The organism is Flavobacterium sp. CBA20B-1 (genome assembly GCF_028473145.1).
Classification (GTDB): Bacteria; Bacteroidota; Bacteroidia; order Flavobacteriales; family Flavobacteriaceae; genus Flavobacterium.
Genome location: NZ_CP092370.1, coordinates 333188 through 349578, shown reverse-complemented (window position 1 = coordinate 349578; position 16391 = coordinate 333188). Strand labels below are relative to the sequence as shown.

Here is a 16391-nt window from a genome sequence, read left to right as displayed (position 1 = left end):
TACCAATGGAAGATTTAAAATTAGCCACAAGCGCAATTGCACTTATTTTATTCCTGGTTATACCAGGAATATCTTTTAAAGGAGGTTATTATACACAAAGATTTGAAAGTTTATTAAATAGAGGTTCTTTTCAAGATAGATTAGTTTCGACAATTTTTATATCAATACTATTTCAGATATGCATTATTTTACTAAATAATTATTTTTTCGATTCTAAAATAAGTTTTAAAACCTACACAACACCCTTGCAAGAAGATTTTTTATCGAATTATAATAATATTGATTTTGATAGAAAAACATTAGTTTTCGTTTTAAAATATTTACTATTCAGTTCCGTTTTCCCATTTTTTATAGGCTTACTTTTTAATAAGTTGATTTGTTTTTTTAACTTGGATTTATATATATCTTATTTTAGATCAAATGATTATTGGTATTATTATTTTAGAGGTAATATACCTAACAATGATCGTTTTAGAAAAAAAATTAAAAACGTAAAAATTAATTCAACGATTATAGATGCGTTAATTGAAACTCCCAATGATAGCAGATTATATTCTGGATACTATGTAAATCATACATTAAAGAAAGATAGTAACGATATAGATACTCTTATTTTAACTGACGTAAATCGTTTTTCAAATAATCAAAAAAAATTCGTAACAGTTCCTGGACACTATTTTAAAATCAACGGCAACAAAATTATTAATTTAAACACTAGATATATTGAAGAAAAAGTTGTTAAAAGGAGAAGGAGTTTTGATATAAATTCGTTTTTAGCCATTCTGTTACTTACCGAAATAATAATAAGTTTTATTATTCCATTTTATTTAGAAGGAGGCTTTTTCAAATTAATTTTAAATATTATTATACTATTATTAATTAGTTTATTCTCCACTACATTGTTTCATAGTGTATTTTCAAAAGAATATAAGCCAGATAGATTAAAAACTGTTTTTGGATTTATTATATCTGTAATAATATTTGGTTTAGTTTTTTATTTTATAAACAAAGGCAGCTTTTAACTGCCTTTGTAATTTAATATCCCAATTGTTTTGCTCTCCATGCTGCGTGTGCTAAATCAATCTTTGGTGTGTTGACCGTTACAGACATATTTTTGGATTTCGTAATCTTAATAAGTTCATCGAGTTTTCTTTCTATTGTTGAATTATCTAAAATCGGCTGATTGTTAATAAATGCCTGCATTTTAAGATGATCTTTTACCAAATCATTTTTAAATTGATTTCTTCGAGATTGGCGGTATTTTTCAATAGAGCTGTGTACTTTATCGCCTTCTAATAGCTTAACGAGAGTATCTCTTCTTGGTGTAATTTCAGCAGAACCGTCTTTATGCTCAATAACCTCATGCACACCACCATCACCAACAATCGCTATTTCTTCCGGGCCATCTTCACGCCCCATTTTATATTTTGGTATTGGAGTAGCTAAAACAGCAGCGGTTTGTATAGCGCCTAAAATTCCAGCCATTATTGATAATTTTGTTGCAGTAATACCAAAATCAGCTTTAGGAACTTCAGCCCAAATACTCATTATTGCTTTTGCAGTGCTTATACCAATATCCGCAATAGCCATTGTTTTATTAAAAACAGCTTGTTTATGTTGCTCTTTTCGCTTCTTGGCTTCTAATTTTTCCCTTTCTTTTTCTTGGCGGATTCTAATGCGCTCCTGCTCCTGTTCGTTACCTTCTGCAAGTTCATATTCTCGTTCATATTTATCATCAGTACGTTCAATATCCTCATCGATGCGTTGAATACGGTTGTCAAAAATAGCATTTGTCAAGTCTATTAAAGCTATTTTTATGTCTTCTGCTAATTTTTTGTAACGTTGCGCTATCTCTTCAGTTTGCTCTAATGATTCAACATGTGATTCATTTTTAAATTCACGGACTTGATTTTCTAATTCTAACTGCTTATCAAGTATGTCTTGATTTACTTTACCTTTTTTCTTTTCGCTTTCAACAATTGTATTATAAACCGCTAACTCATCTTCAAGGTTTTTAAGCAAATACTTTCTTTTTATTTTGTAAACTGATTTCTCGTAATTTTCAACATCAGTAAGATTGCTACCTATCGAAAGTGCATTTATTTCACCAGCTTCATCTTTATTATTTTGTGAAGTGATTTTTTTTACTTTTTCCTGCGCTTGTTTCTTTAAAAGGTTTGCTTCAAATTCAACACTATCTTTTAAATCCTTCTCATTATCCTTACGCAATTTTTCCTGCGCTGCATAAAACTTTTCAAGAATTAGAAGTTCCTCGTTTGATAATTGATTTTTAATCTCTTTGCGATCAATTAAATCTTGTATTTCTTGTTTGGTAAATTCATCAGTACGTTTTTGAAAAGCACGCGAAAGGGTTAATTTTTTTTCAAGATTCAATCGCAAAGCACTTTCTTCTAACTGCTGGGATTCCATTAAAGCATTGTATCTTTCTTCTTGGGTATTCTTTTCGTTGATTGATTCGTCTTTCAAAATTTCTGCTTTGCTTTCAGTACGCCAAATCGCCAAATCGATTTCAGCTTCGTATAATTCTTTTTGCTTCTTCAAACGGTCTTGTTCCGCTTTTTCTGCTTCTCGTTGCGCCTTTTCCCTAGCGGCTCTTGCTTTTCGCTCTGCTGCTTCTCTTTTCTTTTTTTGTTCTTCGGTTTCTTTAGCTTGTGCTTCCTCCAGTTTCTTTTTTTCTGCTGCACGCTTTTCTGCTTGCTCTTTATCCCACTCATCCTCTAAATACTGTCTTCTTGATTCAGGTATTTTTTCTAATGCAGTAAAAGTTATAGGATTTTCTTCGTTAAATTTATCATAAAGATTTTTTAAGTGGTTTAAGTTTTCTGTAAGCCTTAAAATATCTTTCTCAAACCTATTTACACCTCTTGAATCAAATTGTAACGCCTTATTTTCTTTACCTAATTCACGCATTTTTTTTGCGGTTTCGTTTAGGTTATCTCTTGTTACATTTAAGCCTAAATTATATTTTAAATTTAGCTCAACGAGCTTCTCAAAAAGATTATCTTCTGCTACAATAACAGATCTTGTTGCTGCTTCAATACCTTTTAACCTATCTTGTTTTTCTTCTGCTATTATTTGTAATCTTATTCTTTCTTTATAATTATCATTTACTTGGTTTAAAGTTTCAATTAAATTTTTATTGGAATAATCTTCATCTTGGATAAAAGAAATAAAATCAGGATAGTTTTTTTTCAATTTTTCAATCAATGAAAGTCTTTCTGCGTTTGAAACATTAGCTGATGTTATTCTGCCAATAAGCATATTCAATTCTAACTGTTCATTTTGAATAGTTTTAGAAAGTTGTTCTTTTGCTCCAATTAAATCTAAAATCTTTGAAGTCATTTCAAAAAATCCTATTCCAACTTCAGTTATAGTTCCCTTACCATTATTCAAATTCTCAACAAATTCCGTCCATTTATTTGAAGCTCTGTTTTGTGCAGCTGCTAATGTTTCTACTCGTTCAACTTGATTGGCTCCAATAGCCTTTTCATATGCAACCGCAAATCGTGGCAATACGTCCGCTGCCATTACCTCACCTTTTTTAAGCATTTCGCCTAATTCCATAGTTGTTACATTCAAAGCTTTTGCCATAACTTCAAATGCACCGGGTAAACGTTCACCTAATTGTCCGCGTAACTCTTCGGACTGAACAGTTCCTTTAGACATCATTTGCGAAATTGCCAAAAACGCACCTTCTTGTTGGTCAACTGATAAACCAAGCATCGATGAAGATTTAGAAATCTTTTCAAAAATGGTTTGCATTTCTTCAAATGATAATCTACCTTCCTGAATAGCTGTTTTTGCTGATGCGTAATAATTTTTATAGGCATTGGTTGTTGTAATCAATTCTAATCCATATTGCTCTGAAATGCGTACCAAAAATTCTTTATTCTTTGCGTATGTTTCTTCCGTTTCAGAAAGCATTTTTAAAGCAATTTCTTGGCCTTGAATTAATTTTGTAGTTTCATAAATCGATTTACCCAATGCTACCAAACCAGTCAAACCCCCAACAATCCCAAATGCTCCTAAAATATTAGATACACCGGCAAAAGCCGATTTATAATTTCCTACATTTTTAGTAAAATCGCCTGCGGCTTGATCTGCTCTCCTAATTTTTTTATCAAGAACATCAAATTCCCTTTGTGCTTGGCGTAATTGTTTATTAGAAGCGTTACCTGCTGCAATTAAATCAAGTAATTTCTTTTTGGCTTCGGTTCTTTGCCTATTTAGTTTTTGATATGGGCCAATAAGCCCCATTTTAGCAAGCACCGCTTCTTTATCGGCTTTGTTTGCCAATTGTTGCTGAACGCGTTCTTCCATGGTAACAACCTTGTTTTTTTTCTTTTGGTTGTTTTCTGCATTTTCAAGATTGATTAACTCTCTTTTTAAACGAGATTCTTCTCGTTGGGTTTTAATCAACTCTTGTTTTACGCGCTCAACTTCTTTTGCGTTGGTTTGTTCGTTTTGGGCAATTTGCCTACTTAACTTTTCGTTTTCCTGCTGTACTTTTAAAAGTTCTTTTTCGGTTTTAGCGCGCTCTTGTTTTATTTTTTCGATTTCCTTTTCGGCAGCTGCTTCCATTTGTGCCTTTTTAATCGACACGTTCAAACTTTCTTGCGCAACCTTTAGCATTTCCCTTTCGGTTTTTAGTTTTTCGCGTTTAATTCGCTCCAACTCTTTTTCGAGAGTAGCCATTTGCCTTAGTTCATTTAAAATCTGTTGGTGAGCCGCACTTTCTTCTTTGGCAGCTTTACGAAAATCAAAGTTATCTTGCGCTTTTCGGTATTCGCCCGATACTTTGAATAATATTTTAAACTGATCTATTAATATTTTATTGGAAGCAATAGCTTCTTCAACGCTCTTGCTGTATTCTTTACCAAAATACAAAGCTTCATCGGTGATGATTTCTTTTCGCGTGATAATACCGTCTCCTGATGCCATAACTATCGAATGTTTAGTTTTTGAATTTGTTCATCTTGCGCTTTAATCTTGGATTGGGTTTGTTTTTTATAGGCTAAATAGGTTGTGCATGGTATGGTGTTGAAATCAAAAGAAACACCTAATATGCTGCATATAGAAGCCAGCATATCGTCAATCGAAGAATTGTCATTGCTCTTTTGAGTTGTTTTTTGTTGTTCTTTTAATCGCTGAATCTTTGTATTGATAAGACTTATTTTCTTTTCAATACGTTCTAAGTCCTTGTAGTAATATTCGGTTCTGTTTGTCCGTATTTTGTGATGAGCTTCTTGTTCTATTGATGCTTTTACTTCATCATCATATTCAAATCTTAATATCTCAACTCCTAAAGTGATGATTTTCACTTTTGTTTCTAAATGCGAAATTTCTCTTTGTAATAAAAATTCGCGGTCAAACTCCTCACCTTTGTCAATTTTATTGAATTGATCTGAAAGACTATCAAATAAATCTTTTAATTCTGTTTCATCAAGATTTGGGGCGTTCAGCAGTTTTAAATTGCCTGTTTCCTGAATTTTGTAAAAGGTTTTGATAGGTAAAAGGTCTAAAGTGTTGTAAATCATAATCCTTTTATTTTTTTATATATAATACCTAAAAGAGGAATAATTATATCATTTGTAATAACTTCACCTTTATCCGTTTTTTCAAATAATTGTTGGGCATCTATTTTCATAAAAGATGCTAACAAATCATTAATACCTGGTATGTAACTACTCAACTGATATAATTCTTCTTTATGAACTCTCCCTTTTAATAGCATTTGTGCTATAATCTGTAAAACTTCTGGATTCATATACTTAAATATTTAAAGTATTTCTAATATTTTTTAATAAAAAAGGGAGAATATCATTACTGACAATCTCCCTTAATTTGTTATCAGTCAAACCAAATAATGCATCTGATTCCCAAGTGTCGAGTATTTCGTACGTTTTAGGATCCTTAGAGAACAACCTGAAAGCATCACCTACAATTTCAAGGTAAAAACCTTTGAAAAAAGCACCTGTTTCTTGTGCTGTGAAAGGTGTTCCTGCTTTCTTTATATCCTTTCTTTGACCTAATAAATATTGATTTGTGGTAATTGCTTCAGTAGCTTTTGAGTACAAACCAATGGTTTTATTATAAACATCTTTACCTTTTGACAATTGGTCTTTATTGGCATCGATTATATCTTTTTGAATTGATTTAATAATTGCAAAAAGAAACTTTTCAATATTATTTGGCTGGATCTGTTTGGCTGTCTTTAGTGCCTGTTTTAGCGTTGCCATCTCTATTAGCTTTAGTTGCTATTTGGTAAGCCTTTTTTAATTCTGCTTCTCGCTTATTTTCTGGAATATTTTTAAAAACATGAGTTGAAGCAAACTCTTTTTTAAAATCCGCAAAGGACTTATTATAGCCCTCTGCGAATGTTATTCCTTTATAGCTGCCCATTATGCAACTGTAATTTTAGTTGGTTCAGGAGATTCAAAGTTCATATCGTCCACCGTAACAACATTTGTTAATCCGATTGTGTAATCGGTAGCGAAACCAGTGCCTGTAACTGTATAAACTCCATCTGAATCGGCTGCAACAAAAGAAACAGTAACTAATGCTCCAGAAGCATCACGAACCTCAACATCCCCGGATGCTAAATCGTGTACTTGCTCATCGCCAGAACCGCAACCTGAAGCTACTGTAAACTTGATTTCTGTTGATGAAGCAGATACTACATTTACAAAGGCATCGAAAATTCCGTACAACTCAATGTAACTCCATTCAGGACGTAAATCGGCACCCATATCCTCACGTTCGTTAAAATCTTTGTAGTTTACTGTTACCACAGCGTTTTGTGGTAATTCAGCTGTAGAATCTTGCAATCTACCTACGTTCAACGTAACTGTTTGGCCTTTCACCTTTCCATCAGCAGTTAAAACCGCCTTTACACCAGGATCAGTTGTAAACTCGAAAGCTTGCATTTCTTGACCGTCAAAAGATTTTAAAGCGTTGTAAGAACACAATCCTAAAATAGAACGGAAAGTTCTAATTTTCTTTGCCGGAGTGGTTTCAATTCGCGTGTTTTCACCTTCCCAATATGCAGCTTCTGTGTCTGCTACTGCATATTCTTCAGCATCGTATAATGGGAATAGTTTTTTGTCTGCAATAGCTGCATCCCATTTGGTTTTGTCTTTTGCATCTTCAATAGAATCAAAACTAAAACCTTTTACCGCAACGGCATAACGCACCGTTTTCTTTAATGTACATTGCTTTTTAGCACCTGTATTTTTAAAACTTGTTTTTTTAGAGCCACACTCTACGTAAGGTCTATTCATAACTAACAATTATTAATGTTATATTTTATTTTACCTGTGATTGAGAATATGTGCCAAGGCTGCATATCACTCAATTTAATTTTAGAAGTATCAAAATCATTTAAGGCATTCAAACCAATAGTTAAATCTGCTAATTCGAATTGCGGCAACTGTACTAAAAGTTCAAGAACTTCATGCTGCACTTCGATATCATTTCTAAGATTGTCACCTTTTAATTGAGAAAGGTTAAGAATAAAAATGATTGACAAATCAGTTTGCATGTGTTGAGTATTCTCAACTGTATGCTTAAAAGAATCCGAGAAGAATACTGTACCCGATTTTAAATCGTTTGTAAAAACTTCCTGATAGTTTTTAGCACCTGAATAAATCTCTGGAATCATCTTACCATTATCAGATTTGGTTGGGTTTTTGTAAACCCTTCCATGAAAATCAACATTCTGCCATTTTAGTTTTTTCTCTAAATGCTTTTTGATGATTGAAACCTCTCTATCTAATCCGTAATTTACCATTCGGCACCTCCTATTATTTGAATTGGTTCTGGAAAAAATATTTTTTGCGCTTTTCGAATTGAAGAATAGAATTTTGCATTCAAACCTTGCGAAATTGTAAAACCTTGCTCGTTTTTAACTCCTTCCAATTCTATTTTAAGCATTTCAAAACCTAATTTGGTATTTCGCTCAATGTAGTTTGAGCGGTTTGAACTCAAAAAGGTTTCAATGCATTTTATGGCTAAAGCATAGCCCAAAGGTTCATCAAATAATGATTGATACTTCTCAATTCTCTTATCGTAATCGAATTCAAAATCATAACAATGATGTTGATCGAGTATTTTATTCATTACTTCAATAGCACCTTGTAAACGAATATCATTTAACAATTCATTAAAATAATTTTCGCTTAAATAGCTTTCATCTACCGTGTGAAATAGATTAATAGCATTTGCTAATTGATGAAATGAATTAACACGTCTGCCGGAAGTAGCAATTTGATTTTCCTCATTAATAGAAATTGGAATTAAAGAGCCAGCCGGGTTATCCCAGCCAACTCTTTTACTAATTAATATTTTGCTACTTTCAGAATACATTACACAGCTTCGGTTATGTTAGCTTCAAATACCGCAACCTGCTCTTCATTAAACTTGTTAATGATGTTCGCTAATGCTGCATCTGTTGAATCAACTGTAACAGTAGATGTTGGTTTTACAACTTTAATTGCTGCAACTACTGAAGCTTTTGTATATGCTGTTCCGTTGTAGTCGAAATTAGCATCACCTTCTGTTTGTTCATCTTCTACGTTTGCTATTTTGGTATCTAATAAAGAAATCAAACCTCCATTATCAATAACCGGTAAACATAAAGCCTCTGATGAAGTCCACTCAGAAAAAGGTTTGTTTTCAGACCATTTCTTTACTAAGATATAAGCACCAGCTTTTTCGTATGAAATCGATGTGTTTTTTCTTGTCTCTTCCGCAAGGGTTCCGTATACTAATCGACCGACATTCTCAGAAGGTAAGAATGTTGCAATACCTGTTTCCCACGGCGTTTGCGTAGAACGTATTCCATTCTTTTCTGAGTTCATAGTGCGATCAACTACGATAAGGTTTAATTTGAATTTAGTTTTGAAGAAGGACATCAATTGTTCATCACTAAGTGTGGGAACGGTTCCTCCTTCAGTTACAATACCTTTATTAAACGCAAAATGATTTTTTACTTGATCATTAGCACATAAGTACGATAATGTACTATCATCAATCATCAAAACCTTATACTTTATCCCTTGTGCTTTAGCAGCCTTAATCACACGACTGATATCATCAATTATTAAAGCTGTGTTATCACTCCAAGGTTTCGAAGCATTGTGTTTATTTTTTTCTTTAAACCCAAAGTCAATACGAACTCCAAGACCTACATTATCTTTATCTTCGATTAATGTTTGACCTGTCGATAACGCTTGTAAAAACATGAATTCGTTATTTTCATGGATACCCAGTATCGATTTTTTAACTTGTTCAAATATTTTACTCACATAATTTACAACGGACATACCTTTAGCAATCATTGTATCAATATCAGATAATTGCTTTTCGGTCAACTTAAACATCATACCTTGTTTTGGTATTTCACCAGACGCTGTTTCAATAGCATCTTGTCTTTTTAATGGTAATTCAGAATCCATAGCAACAACATCAGCTCTAATAATTGATTTGTTGTATGTAGAACTCCCCCATCTTAAATCGGCAGAATGCTCTTCTTTAAGCATTTTTTTATGTAAGTAATCTTCACCATCATTTTCTAGCTTACCATCTGTAAAAACAGATAATTTACCTACAATTTTACCGAACCATTCTTTTAAGTGTACAAAAATTGACTTTTCCATCTTTTATTTATTCTTTAATGAAACGAATTAATGGAGCAAGTCCATTTTTAATAGCTGTTGTTGGCGGATATGGTGAAGCAATTTCATTTACTGTACCTCTAACACAGATTCCAACAAATGGCTTTTTAGCATCAACGGTTGATATTACCACGCCAACAAATGAATGACCAGCAGGTAAAGCTTCATACGCATCAGCATTACTATTTAGCGGCATTGGTTTATGGTCTCCCGTTGAATCTTCTTTAATCACAACTGTACCAGCCTTAATAATTTCAGGTGTAAAACCTGTAGTATCTAGTGTCCTACCACCGATAACGGTTTCCATTACACGAGGTATAACAATAGTGTCATTCCCTGTATCAAAACCTTGTTTTTCATTGTTTAATGAAGCAGTTACTCCCATTTTAATTAGTTTTAAATTCTACAATCTACCCATTACAGCATCTAGATCAGCATCAGCAACTGCTGTTTTACCCTCGGTTTTATTAAAAGTGCCGCCAGCTAAATCTGCTGAATCAGCAAAAGACTGTCTTAGTTCGGTGTATTCAGTTTCTAATGATGCTACTTCAGCAGCTAAATCTTCAGATTCTAAATTCACACGTTTTAACCAAGATTGTTTTTGATTTTCTGGAAGTCCTTTCAATATTTCAGATTTTGAGAATAAATCTGCAACGGTATTGGCTTTTGATTCGGTGATTTTACCTTTTTCTAAAGCATCCACTTTACTAAGTAAAGCTTTAGCCCATTCAGGTGTGTCATCTTTTGGCGGCTCAGGTGTAGGATCATCTTTTGGCGGATTTCCACCTTCATCACCTTTTTTTTGATTTGCTTCAAGCGTTCTTACTCTATCGTCCTCTTTGGCTATTGCTTCAAAGTCCATGAATTCGTTAGCTTGATTTACAATCTCGTCAATTGCCGTATCGTCTGCATCATCTGATACTTTAGATTCAAGTTTAGCCGTAATCACGTCTATCCTTTTAGTCGATAAGTTAGCCTTAGGGAAAAGTGCCTTAAGTCTACCTGCTATCTTTTGTCTTTTGTTCATGATACTGTTATTAAGTTATTTAATGTTCAGTATCTAATTTAGTTAGCGGTTGTGGTAGATAAAAATTTTTAGGTAGTGAGTTATTGACATTTGAGAATGGTAATAAAAAAAACACCTATAAAGGTGCTTTTTCATTTGTAATACTTTTTTCGTTATTTATTTTATCCAATTCTTCTGTTTTATCCTCAACCATATCTAAATAATCGACAGCAGTTTCTTTGCTCATAACACCACCATTCACCGCGCTTGTAGCAATTTCAACAGCTTCTTTTAAATCATTTGGAAGTATGGAATTGAATTGAACTGTAATAAGTAGATCTTGTTTACTTAATTTTGTTTCAACTGTTTTTTTGGTACCAGATGCAATGATATTTAAACAACGTTCAACCATCGTCCTGTTTTCTCCTTCATTCATTTTTGCCTTAATTATTGCATCAAGGAACATTAATTTTAGAGCAATTCCACTCATAGCGCCTAAACCTTTTAGATTTTCAAAAGCGATATCTGGGGTTGAACTCATAGCGTGGATTAATGAATAAAGTTTTTCCAATTCTAATTTAACGGATTCAGCAGCGTTATTTGCAGTTAAAAATTCTGCATCACCATGTATTGTTTTACCTGTATCGTCAACTTCTTTCATAGGAAAACGTAAAGTTTTTCCATCGTCGTTGCGGTCTGGCATTGATACCAACTCACCGTAAAGCTTTAATAAAGGATAACCTGCATAATCATTTGAACCTCCAAGCTTTGACAATGCAACTTCAAAACGGTCAATTATTGTTTTTACATCCTCCCACTCTGGCAAATCTTGTTGCAGATACATAACTGGAATACGATCAAAACCGTGCGGTTTTCTAGATGTGATTGAATAAGTGTTGTTAACCGAGTTATCTAAATCAATACGTTCTTTATCTGTATAAATCCAAATATTATCAATTTCGGAATGGCTCTCACTTTTAGAAGTAAAACGCCATACAAACATTTGCATATTACCGTATTGGTCAAATATAGGATACATTCTACCCTCTTTATTAGTTTTTACATTTGATTTTATCCTTTTCTTTTGGGTAGTAAATAGCTTAGTAATCCATGTTTTATCTCTTGGAACATCTTCAATATGAAAAATAATACAGCTTTCAAGTTCTGATTTCTTTTTCTTTAACGCTTCTTGGAGTTTAGAATCCATTCTATTCAGTTTCCATGTGCTTTTAACCGAATCATATAGCTCGTTCTTTTCATCAGCAATCAAAGTAACCGGTTCACCTAATTCAAAAGCAACTGCTGTATTTACAATCTTCTTTGCAAAAGGAATAGATAAACGAATTGCAGTAACCGATTTTGCTTTTTCACCGGTGCCAACAATCTTATCTTTTTGAATTCTACCAACTTGGGAGTTTCGCAAATCTCTTGCATTTCCGTTAAACTCTTTATTTAGATATTCCCAAGTATAAGCTTCTAAACGATGCTTTTGGTTTTTTTCAATAAAACCAATTGCTTTCTGAATGTCTGTTTTTAATAATTCTAAAATATCCATGTTTTTACAACTAATAATTAATACCCAATTCATTCAATGTTTCGGTGGTTTGGTGTAAGGTAAGCGGTGTATTAAATGCCATGTGAGCGTATCTACAGTTATGAACTAAAATACCATTTGCAAAATATTCGTGCTCATTATCAACAGACAAATCAAAGACCTCTCTTTCGTAGAGCCCAGTTACATGTAAGCGAACAAGTTTTGCCTCTACTATATTTGTTGGTTGTGTATTCTTTGTTGCAACTTGGGCATATTTTAGTGACGTTATCACTTCCGATTGCTCTTCTGTGCTTTGATTTACATTTGTTTGAGCAAAATTGGTGGTCAATGTTACTCTTTTCAAATTCTTTATTACAGGATTTGCATTTGGATAGCCCATATTTTTTTGAACCAAAATTGAATTTCTCTGCATGTTCTTTATGCCATTTAATTCCTTCTGGCGAACCATGCCAGTCTTTTGCTGACTTAACACCTTTTGAAATAAAATCTTCAAACCATTTTTTATTCGTTTGAACTCTTTCTTTCGTATGCCTTGATATATGTAAAGCACCTTCAAGCAACTCCAAATTTTCAATTCTGTTATTATGCGGGTTATTGTCTTTATGGTGAACATGAAATCCTTTGGGTATTTTTCCATTAAAGAATTCCCAAACGTCGATATGCATTCTTTTGTTCCCTCTTGAAAAGTATCGTTCGTTTTTATAAAGTTTGTAACATTTTCCGTTGAATTCTTGTTTAAGTAAACCGTCATCCCCTCTTTCAATTTTGAAATCTCTATCCATCCTTTATTTGTTTTTATTTTATGATTTTCGGTACACTCTAATTCTAGTGTTTTACCTTCGAGAATTAATGTGTATTTTCTAACTTTCTTGATTCCGTTTTTAAAAACATGATTTACCAAATTTAAACCTCCAGAAGTGTACACATAATCTCCAATAGCGATGTTTTTTATACATTTTACCCCTTTATCGGTTTTGACTAATGTATCGCCTACAAAACAACTATCCCACATGTGGTTGTATTTATCTATTGGTTGGTTTATTGGTATTCCGTTAACTTCTTTAAATCTGTAATTCTGCTGCTCGATCTTTACGAACTTTCCTAACTTCTCATTTCTTATCACCAGATGAATTTTCTTTTTTTTCATTGAACCAATCCAATAGACAACACCTTTGTTTTTAGAAACCTTTTTAATGGCATATCCTTTCTTTTTTAATGATCTGACCATTTCAACAGTTCCTTTGTTTTCACCGGTGTATTTATCAGATGAATCTGCGGTAATTGGAATATCTTTTTCAACCTTGAGGCTAACAAATGCTGTATCTAAATCATCTGGATGGTCAATTGGTTCGTAAAGCAACAGTTCAATCCATATATTCTGATCATCTTCACCAAATCTAGTTAATGCGGTTGGGTCATTAGTGAAACCAAAATCAAGACCATATGTCCATGCAATATCTTCTGGCCATTTGGTTACATACTCAACATTTGAGAAAATAACGCCGGTCATTGCGCCGCGTAATCCTAAGCCATATACTTTCCAGTAGAACTCATTCGCTGTACCCTGCTTGATATTTTTCGGGTGCGGAGGCGGTTGGTTATCATCTGATATTGGCTCAACTTTTCCGGTTTTCTTATTAAAGCATTTGATAATATCATCTTCAACAATATAAGATCCTGGAAGCCATGGTTCAGAATTTAATATTTCTATTTTTTGACCAATAGGAATATGTGGATTACCTCTGAATGTTGAGCGTAAATGCCCAACATCATCACGTGTGATTACTTCATTAAATATCCAATGTTCAGTTACAGACGGGTTAAAATCCGATATCCAAAACTTATTACAACGCATTGTAAGGTTTTTGAATACTGCCTGATCAATGGTAAGAACTTCATTAAAATATAAATAGTCAGATGTTGCACCGTGCACCTTACTTGGTTGATCGGCTCCCATGAAATTTATTTGATTGCGACCGATGTAAAACGATTGTACATCTTTAGCAGTTTCAAATGGATTTGGTAAACCGAATTCACGCAATATCTTTTTGAAATCTAAATACAGTGTTGTTTTAAATTCGTTGTATGTTTCACGTACGATATTAATAACGCATGTTTCTTCAACATGTAAACAGATGTATAATATGAAGTAAAGACTAGAATAAGTTTTTCCTGAATTATGTACTAAAATTGGCTCTGAATTTGTTTCAATAAAAAAATTAGAATTATCCTCTACTTCAATATCATAAACAATAGGAACGTCTATTAATTTGATAGATTCAATATTTTCGAAATCTATTTCCATAAAACATTACCGTTTACTATCTCCTGAATATGTTTAGCGGATACGCCGAATTCTAACGCATATTTATTTCTGCCCCAAAACCTTCCTTTTGTTCTCTTTTCGTTTCTTAAAAAGTCAACTTGGTCTCTAGTTAATTTTGATGCAGGATTGCTTTCTCCCTTTAATGGAATTTGAAGTTTATTATCAAAAGAATGTTGAATGTTTTCAGAATGCGTGAGCCATTCCAGATTGTCAGGTCTATTATTCAATTTATTGCCATCTATGTGATTAACTTCATGTTTTAACGATGGTTTATTCTGCTCTGAATTCATTATTACTACGTGAACCCGGACTGTTTTATATTTATTATCATCATTTAGTAAAACTGTTTTATAATAACCTCCATCAAGAGCAGGTTTAAGAATTACTTTTCTATTTGAGTTTTTATAATTAGTAGATCTAATCAATCCAGTATTTGAATATTCATATCTTGAATATCCTTTTACTTTTTTCCATATTAATTTTTCATTATCCATAACTATAAATTCAAAATATCTTTAATTGCTAAATACTCACCTTTATAAAAAAATTTATGTGATTCAGTACACCTTATAACACTTCCATCTTTTAATGTTATTTCAAGGCATTTTTTTACATTTTTTTGAGGAATTTTGTCTAATACTTTTTTTAATTCCGTTTCATTTGTGGAATGATTAAATGACAAAACACGTTCTCCAATTTCAATGTCGCTAATCGGCTTACTACCGTATTCTGTTACAACTAATTGATTAGGGCTAAAACAACGCGCCCCCCCTTCTAATACTACGCCTTTTGAACCAGCGACTAATTGTTCGTTAACATACTTTTGATCTTCAAACTGCTTTTTTAAATACTTATAGTTTATGTTAACTTCTTTCGGTAAAATGTTCAACTCTTCAATTTTGATAAGTTGTTCCATTTCTAATATTTCGGCATCGGTTAACATTACCCTTTAAGTTTGCTTTTTAATTGCTCTAGTCGGCTTTGGCGGTCTTCCTGTTTAAATATGTTGATTGCTTTTTGTTTGTTGTCTTTTTCATAGAAGCCTAGATGTTTACATATTTTTTCAATTGACCAATCAATACCATGTAATTTTAATTCAAGTCCGTACTTACCTTCTTTAATGCTTTCGATACACATAAGTTGTTCTTCTGTTAGTTCATCAAAAGGCTTAAATTTTAGCACTGGGTAGCTACTAGTACGCGGAAAACCATCATCATCAAGTTCTGTACTTTCTCGATATTCCAAAACAACATAATCATCTATTCTAGCTTTTCTCAAAATATTAAGATGGTTCAATATTTCCTTGTGCGTGATTTGAAATTCTTTTTCTGCAATTTCTCTCGCTTTTGATTGTAGTTCATCTATCCTTGCATTAACCTTGTACTCTTTTGACAACCTTGATGCTCTTTCATGAATAGTTTCAGGCTTCATCTTAGAACAAGAATAAACCTCTCTGTAAGCAGCAGATTTATCACCTAAACGCATATACGCTTGGCAAAAAGCTTCCTGTTTAACTGTGAGAGGTTTATTACTCATTACTAACCTTAAAAATTTATTATGAAAAAAAACTATATCTAAAGTAAAATATATGTTTGTGAGTGAGAAGAAAATGCCAAATGAGTTATTGACATTTAGTAAATTAAAAAATCCTTTAGTATAGCAGTACTAAAGGATTTTACAAAAATTAATTACTAAAAATTTATGACAGGAAAAGATATTAATAAAATTTTAAAAAAAGAGGGGAACCACCCCCTCTTTATAGCTTAACCTAGATCACCTTAATCCATGATTGTTGATGAATGCTTCAAA

At 32.7% G+C, this 16391-nt stretch carries 17 protein-coding genes; 1 reads left to right on the top strand and 16 read right to left on the bottom strand.

Annotated features, from left to right (window positions below; translation table 11 throughout):
* The first annotated feature begins 5 nt into the window (after nucleotides 1–5).
* On the top strand, nucleotides 6–1022 hold the full coding sequence (locus MG290_RS01685; protein WP_264562192.1) for a hypothetical protein: 1017 nt from the start codon (nucleotides 6–8) through the stop codon (nucleotides 1020–1022).
* A 13-nt stretch (nucleotides 1023–1035) separates the two neighbouring features.
* On the opposite strand, the gene MG290_RS01680 is transcribed toward MG290_RS01685, so the two are convergent.
* From MG290_RS01680 to MG290_RS01605, 16 genes are all read right to left on the bottom strand, one after another.
* A complete protein-coding gene (locus tag MG290_RS01680) occupies nucleotides 1036–4440 on the bottom strand; it encodes a tape measure protein (RefSeq protein ID WP_264562191.1) in 3405 nt (1134 codons plus the stop codon).
* 524 nt (nucleotides 4441–4964) lie between these two features.
* Complete coding sequence (locus tag MG290_RS01675) at nucleotides 4965–5558, bottom strand: hypothetical protein (RefSeq protein ID WP_264562190.1); 594 nt, start codon at nucleotides 5556–5558, stop codon at nucleotides 4965–4967.
* Nucleotides 5555–5788: a tape measure protein gene (locus MG290_RS01670; protein ID WP_264562189.1), complete on the bottom strand. Its 234-nt coding sequence runs from the start codon at nucleotides 5786–5788 to the stop codon at nucleotides 5555–5557. The genes MG290_RS01675 and MG290_RS01670 overlap by 4 nt, the downstream gene beginning before the upstream one ends.
* Nucleotides 5789–5792: 4 nt before the next feature.
* Nucleotides 5793–6260 carry a hypothetical protein gene (locus MG290_RS01665; RefSeq protein ID WP_264562188.1) on the bottom strand — a complete coding sequence of 156 codons (468 nt, stop codon included), beginning with the start codon at nucleotides 6258–6260 and terminating at the stop codon, nucleotides 5793–5795.
* Entirely contained in the window at nucleotides 6208–6423 is a 216-nt protein-coding gene (locus MG290_RS01660) for a hypothetical protein (RefSeq protein WP_264562187.1), read from the bottom strand. Before MG290_RS01660 ends, MG290_RS01665 begins: the two co-directional genes overlap by 53 nt.
* Nucleotides 6423–7301 carry a hypothetical protein gene (locus MG290_RS01655; protein WP_264562186.1) on the bottom strand — a complete coding sequence of 293 codons (879 nt, stop codon included), beginning with the start codon at nucleotides 7299–7301 and terminating at the stop codon, nucleotides 6423–6425. Before MG290_RS01655 ends, MG290_RS01660 begins: the two co-directional genes overlap by 1 nt.
* 2 nt (nucleotides 7302–7303) lie before the next feature.
* Nucleotides 7304–7810 carry a hypothetical protein gene (locus tag MG290_RS01650; RefSeq protein ID WP_264562185.1) on the bottom strand — a complete coding sequence of 169 codons (507 nt, stop codon included), beginning with the start codon at nucleotides 7808–7810 and terminating at the stop codon, nucleotides 7304–7306.
* Nucleotides 7804–8385, bottom strand: a complete 582-nt coding sequence (locus MG290_RS01645; RefSeq protein WP_264562184.1) for a hypothetical protein — start codon at nucleotides 8383–8385, stop codon at nucleotides 7804–7806. Before MG290_RS01645 ends, MG290_RS01650 begins: the two co-directional genes overlap by 7 nt.
* On the bottom strand, nucleotides 8385–9677 hold the full coding sequence (locus MG290_RS01640; RefSeq protein WP_264562183.1) for a hypothetical protein: 1293 nt from the start codon (nucleotides 9675–9677) through the stop codon (nucleotides 8385–8387). Before MG290_RS01640 ends, MG290_RS01645 begins: the two co-directional genes overlap by 1 nt.
* A 7-nt stretch (nucleotides 9678–9684) precedes the next feature.
* Nucleotides 9685–10080 carry a hypothetical protein gene (locus MG290_RS01635; RefSeq protein WP_264562182.1) on the bottom strand — a complete coding sequence of 132 codons (396 nt, stop codon included), beginning with the start codon at nucleotides 10078–10080 and terminating at the stop codon, nucleotides 9685–9687.
* A gap of 18 nt (nucleotides 10081–10098) precedes the next feature.
* The gene (locus tag MG290_RS01630; RefSeq protein ID WP_264562181.1) at nucleotides 10099–10722 is read right to left on the bottom strand and encodes a hypothetical protein; all 624 of its coding nucleotides are present in this window, start codon (nucleotides 10720–10722) and stop codon (nucleotides 10099–10101) included.
* 115 nt (nucleotides 10723–10837) lie between these two features.
* Nucleotides 10838–12256, bottom strand: coding sequence for a phage portal protein (locus MG290_RS01625; protein WP_264562180.1), 1419 nt, complete (start codon nucleotides 12254–12256; stop codon nucleotides 10838–10840).
* Between the two features lie 10 nt (nucleotides 12257–12266).
* Nucleotides 12267–14561, bottom strand: coding sequence for a hypothetical protein (locus MG290_RS01620; RefSeq protein WP_264562179.1), 2295 nt, complete (start codon nucleotides 14559–14561; stop codon nucleotides 12267–12269).
* Nucleotides 14552–15076, bottom strand: a complete 525-nt coding sequence (locus MG290_RS01615; RefSeq protein WP_264562178.1) for an NUMOD4 motif-containing HNH endonuclease — start codon at nucleotides 15074–15076, stop codon at nucleotides 14552–14554. The genes MG290_RS01620 and MG290_RS01615 overlap by 10 nt, the downstream gene beginning before the upstream one ends.
* Nucleotides 15077–15078: 2 nt before the next feature.
* Nucleotides 15079–15525: a Hint domain-containing protein gene (locus MG290_RS01610; RefSeq protein ID WP_264562177.1), complete on the bottom strand. Its 447-nt coding sequence runs from the start codon at nucleotides 15523–15525 to the stop codon at nucleotides 15079–15081.
* Nucleotides 15525–16118: a terminase small subunit gene (locus tag MG290_RS01605; RefSeq protein ID WP_264562176.1), complete on the bottom strand. Its 594-nt coding sequence runs from the start codon at nucleotides 16116–16118 to the stop codon at nucleotides 15525–15527. Before MG290_RS01605 ends, MG290_RS01610 begins: the two co-directional genes overlap by 1 nt.
* Nucleotides 16119–16391 lie beyond the last annotated feature (273 nt).

Coding starts and splice junctions, on each gene's coding strand:
- MG290_RS01615 (WP_264562178.1), bottom strand. CDS start 15,076: ATGGATAATGAAAAATTAATATGGAAAAAAGTAAAAGGATATTCAAGA.
- MG290_RS01660 (WP_264562187.1), bottom strand. CDS start 6,423: ATGGGCAGCTATAAAGGAATAACATTCGCAGAGGGCTATAATAAGTCC.
- MG290_RS01635 (WP_264562182.1), bottom strand. CDS start 10,080: ATGGGAGTAACTGCTTCATTAAACAATGAAAAACAAGGTTTTGATACA.
- MG290_RS01665 (WP_264562188.1), bottom strand. CDS start 6,260: ATGGCAACGCTAAAACAGGCACTAAAGACAGCCAAACAGATCCAGCCA.
- MG290_RS01625 (WP_264562180.1), bottom strand. CDS start 12,256: ATGGATATTTTAGAATTATTAAAAACAGACATTCAGAAAGCAATTGGT.
- MG290_RS01605 (WP_264562176.1), bottom strand. CDS start 16,118: ATGAGTAATAAACCTCTCACAGTTAAACAGGAAGCTTTTTGCCAAGCG.
- MG290_RS01610 (WP_264562177.1), bottom strand. CDS start 15,525: ATGTTAACCGATGCCGAAATATTAGAAATGGAACAACTTATCAAAATT.
- MG290_RS01645 (WP_264562184.1), bottom strand. CDS start 8,385: ATGTATTCTGAAAGTAGCAAAATATTAATTAGTAAAAGAGTTGGCTGG.
- MG290_RS01685 (WP_264562192.1), top strand. CDS start 6: ATGGAAGATTTAAAATTAGCCACAAGCGCAATTGCACTTATTTTATTC.
- MG290_RS01670 (WP_264562189.1), bottom strand. CDS start 5,788: ATGAATCCAGAAGTTTTACAGATTATAGCACAAATGCTATTAAAAGGG.
- MG290_RS01630 (WP_264562181.1), bottom strand. CDS start 10,722: ATGAACAAAAGACAAAAGATAGCAGGTAGACTTAAGGCACTTTTCCCT.
- MG290_RS01675 (WP_264562190.1), bottom strand. CDS start 5,558: ATGATTTACAACACTTTAGACCTTTTACCTATCAAAACCTTTTACAAA.
- MG290_RS01655 (WP_264562186.1), bottom strand. CDS start 7,301: ATGAATAGACCTTACGTAGAGTGTGGCTCTAAAAAAACAAGTTTTAAA.
- MG290_RS01640 (WP_264562183.1), bottom strand. CDS start 9,677: ATGGAAAAGTCAATTTTTGTACACTTAAAAGAATGGTTCGGTAAAATT.
- MG290_RS01620 (WP_264562179.1), bottom strand. CDS start 14,561: ATGGAAATAGATTTCGAAAATATTGAATCTATCAAATTAATAGACGTT.
- MG290_RS01650 (WP_264562185.1), bottom strand. CDS start 7,810: ATGGTAAATTACGGATTAGATAGAGAGGTTTCAATCATCAAAAAGCAT.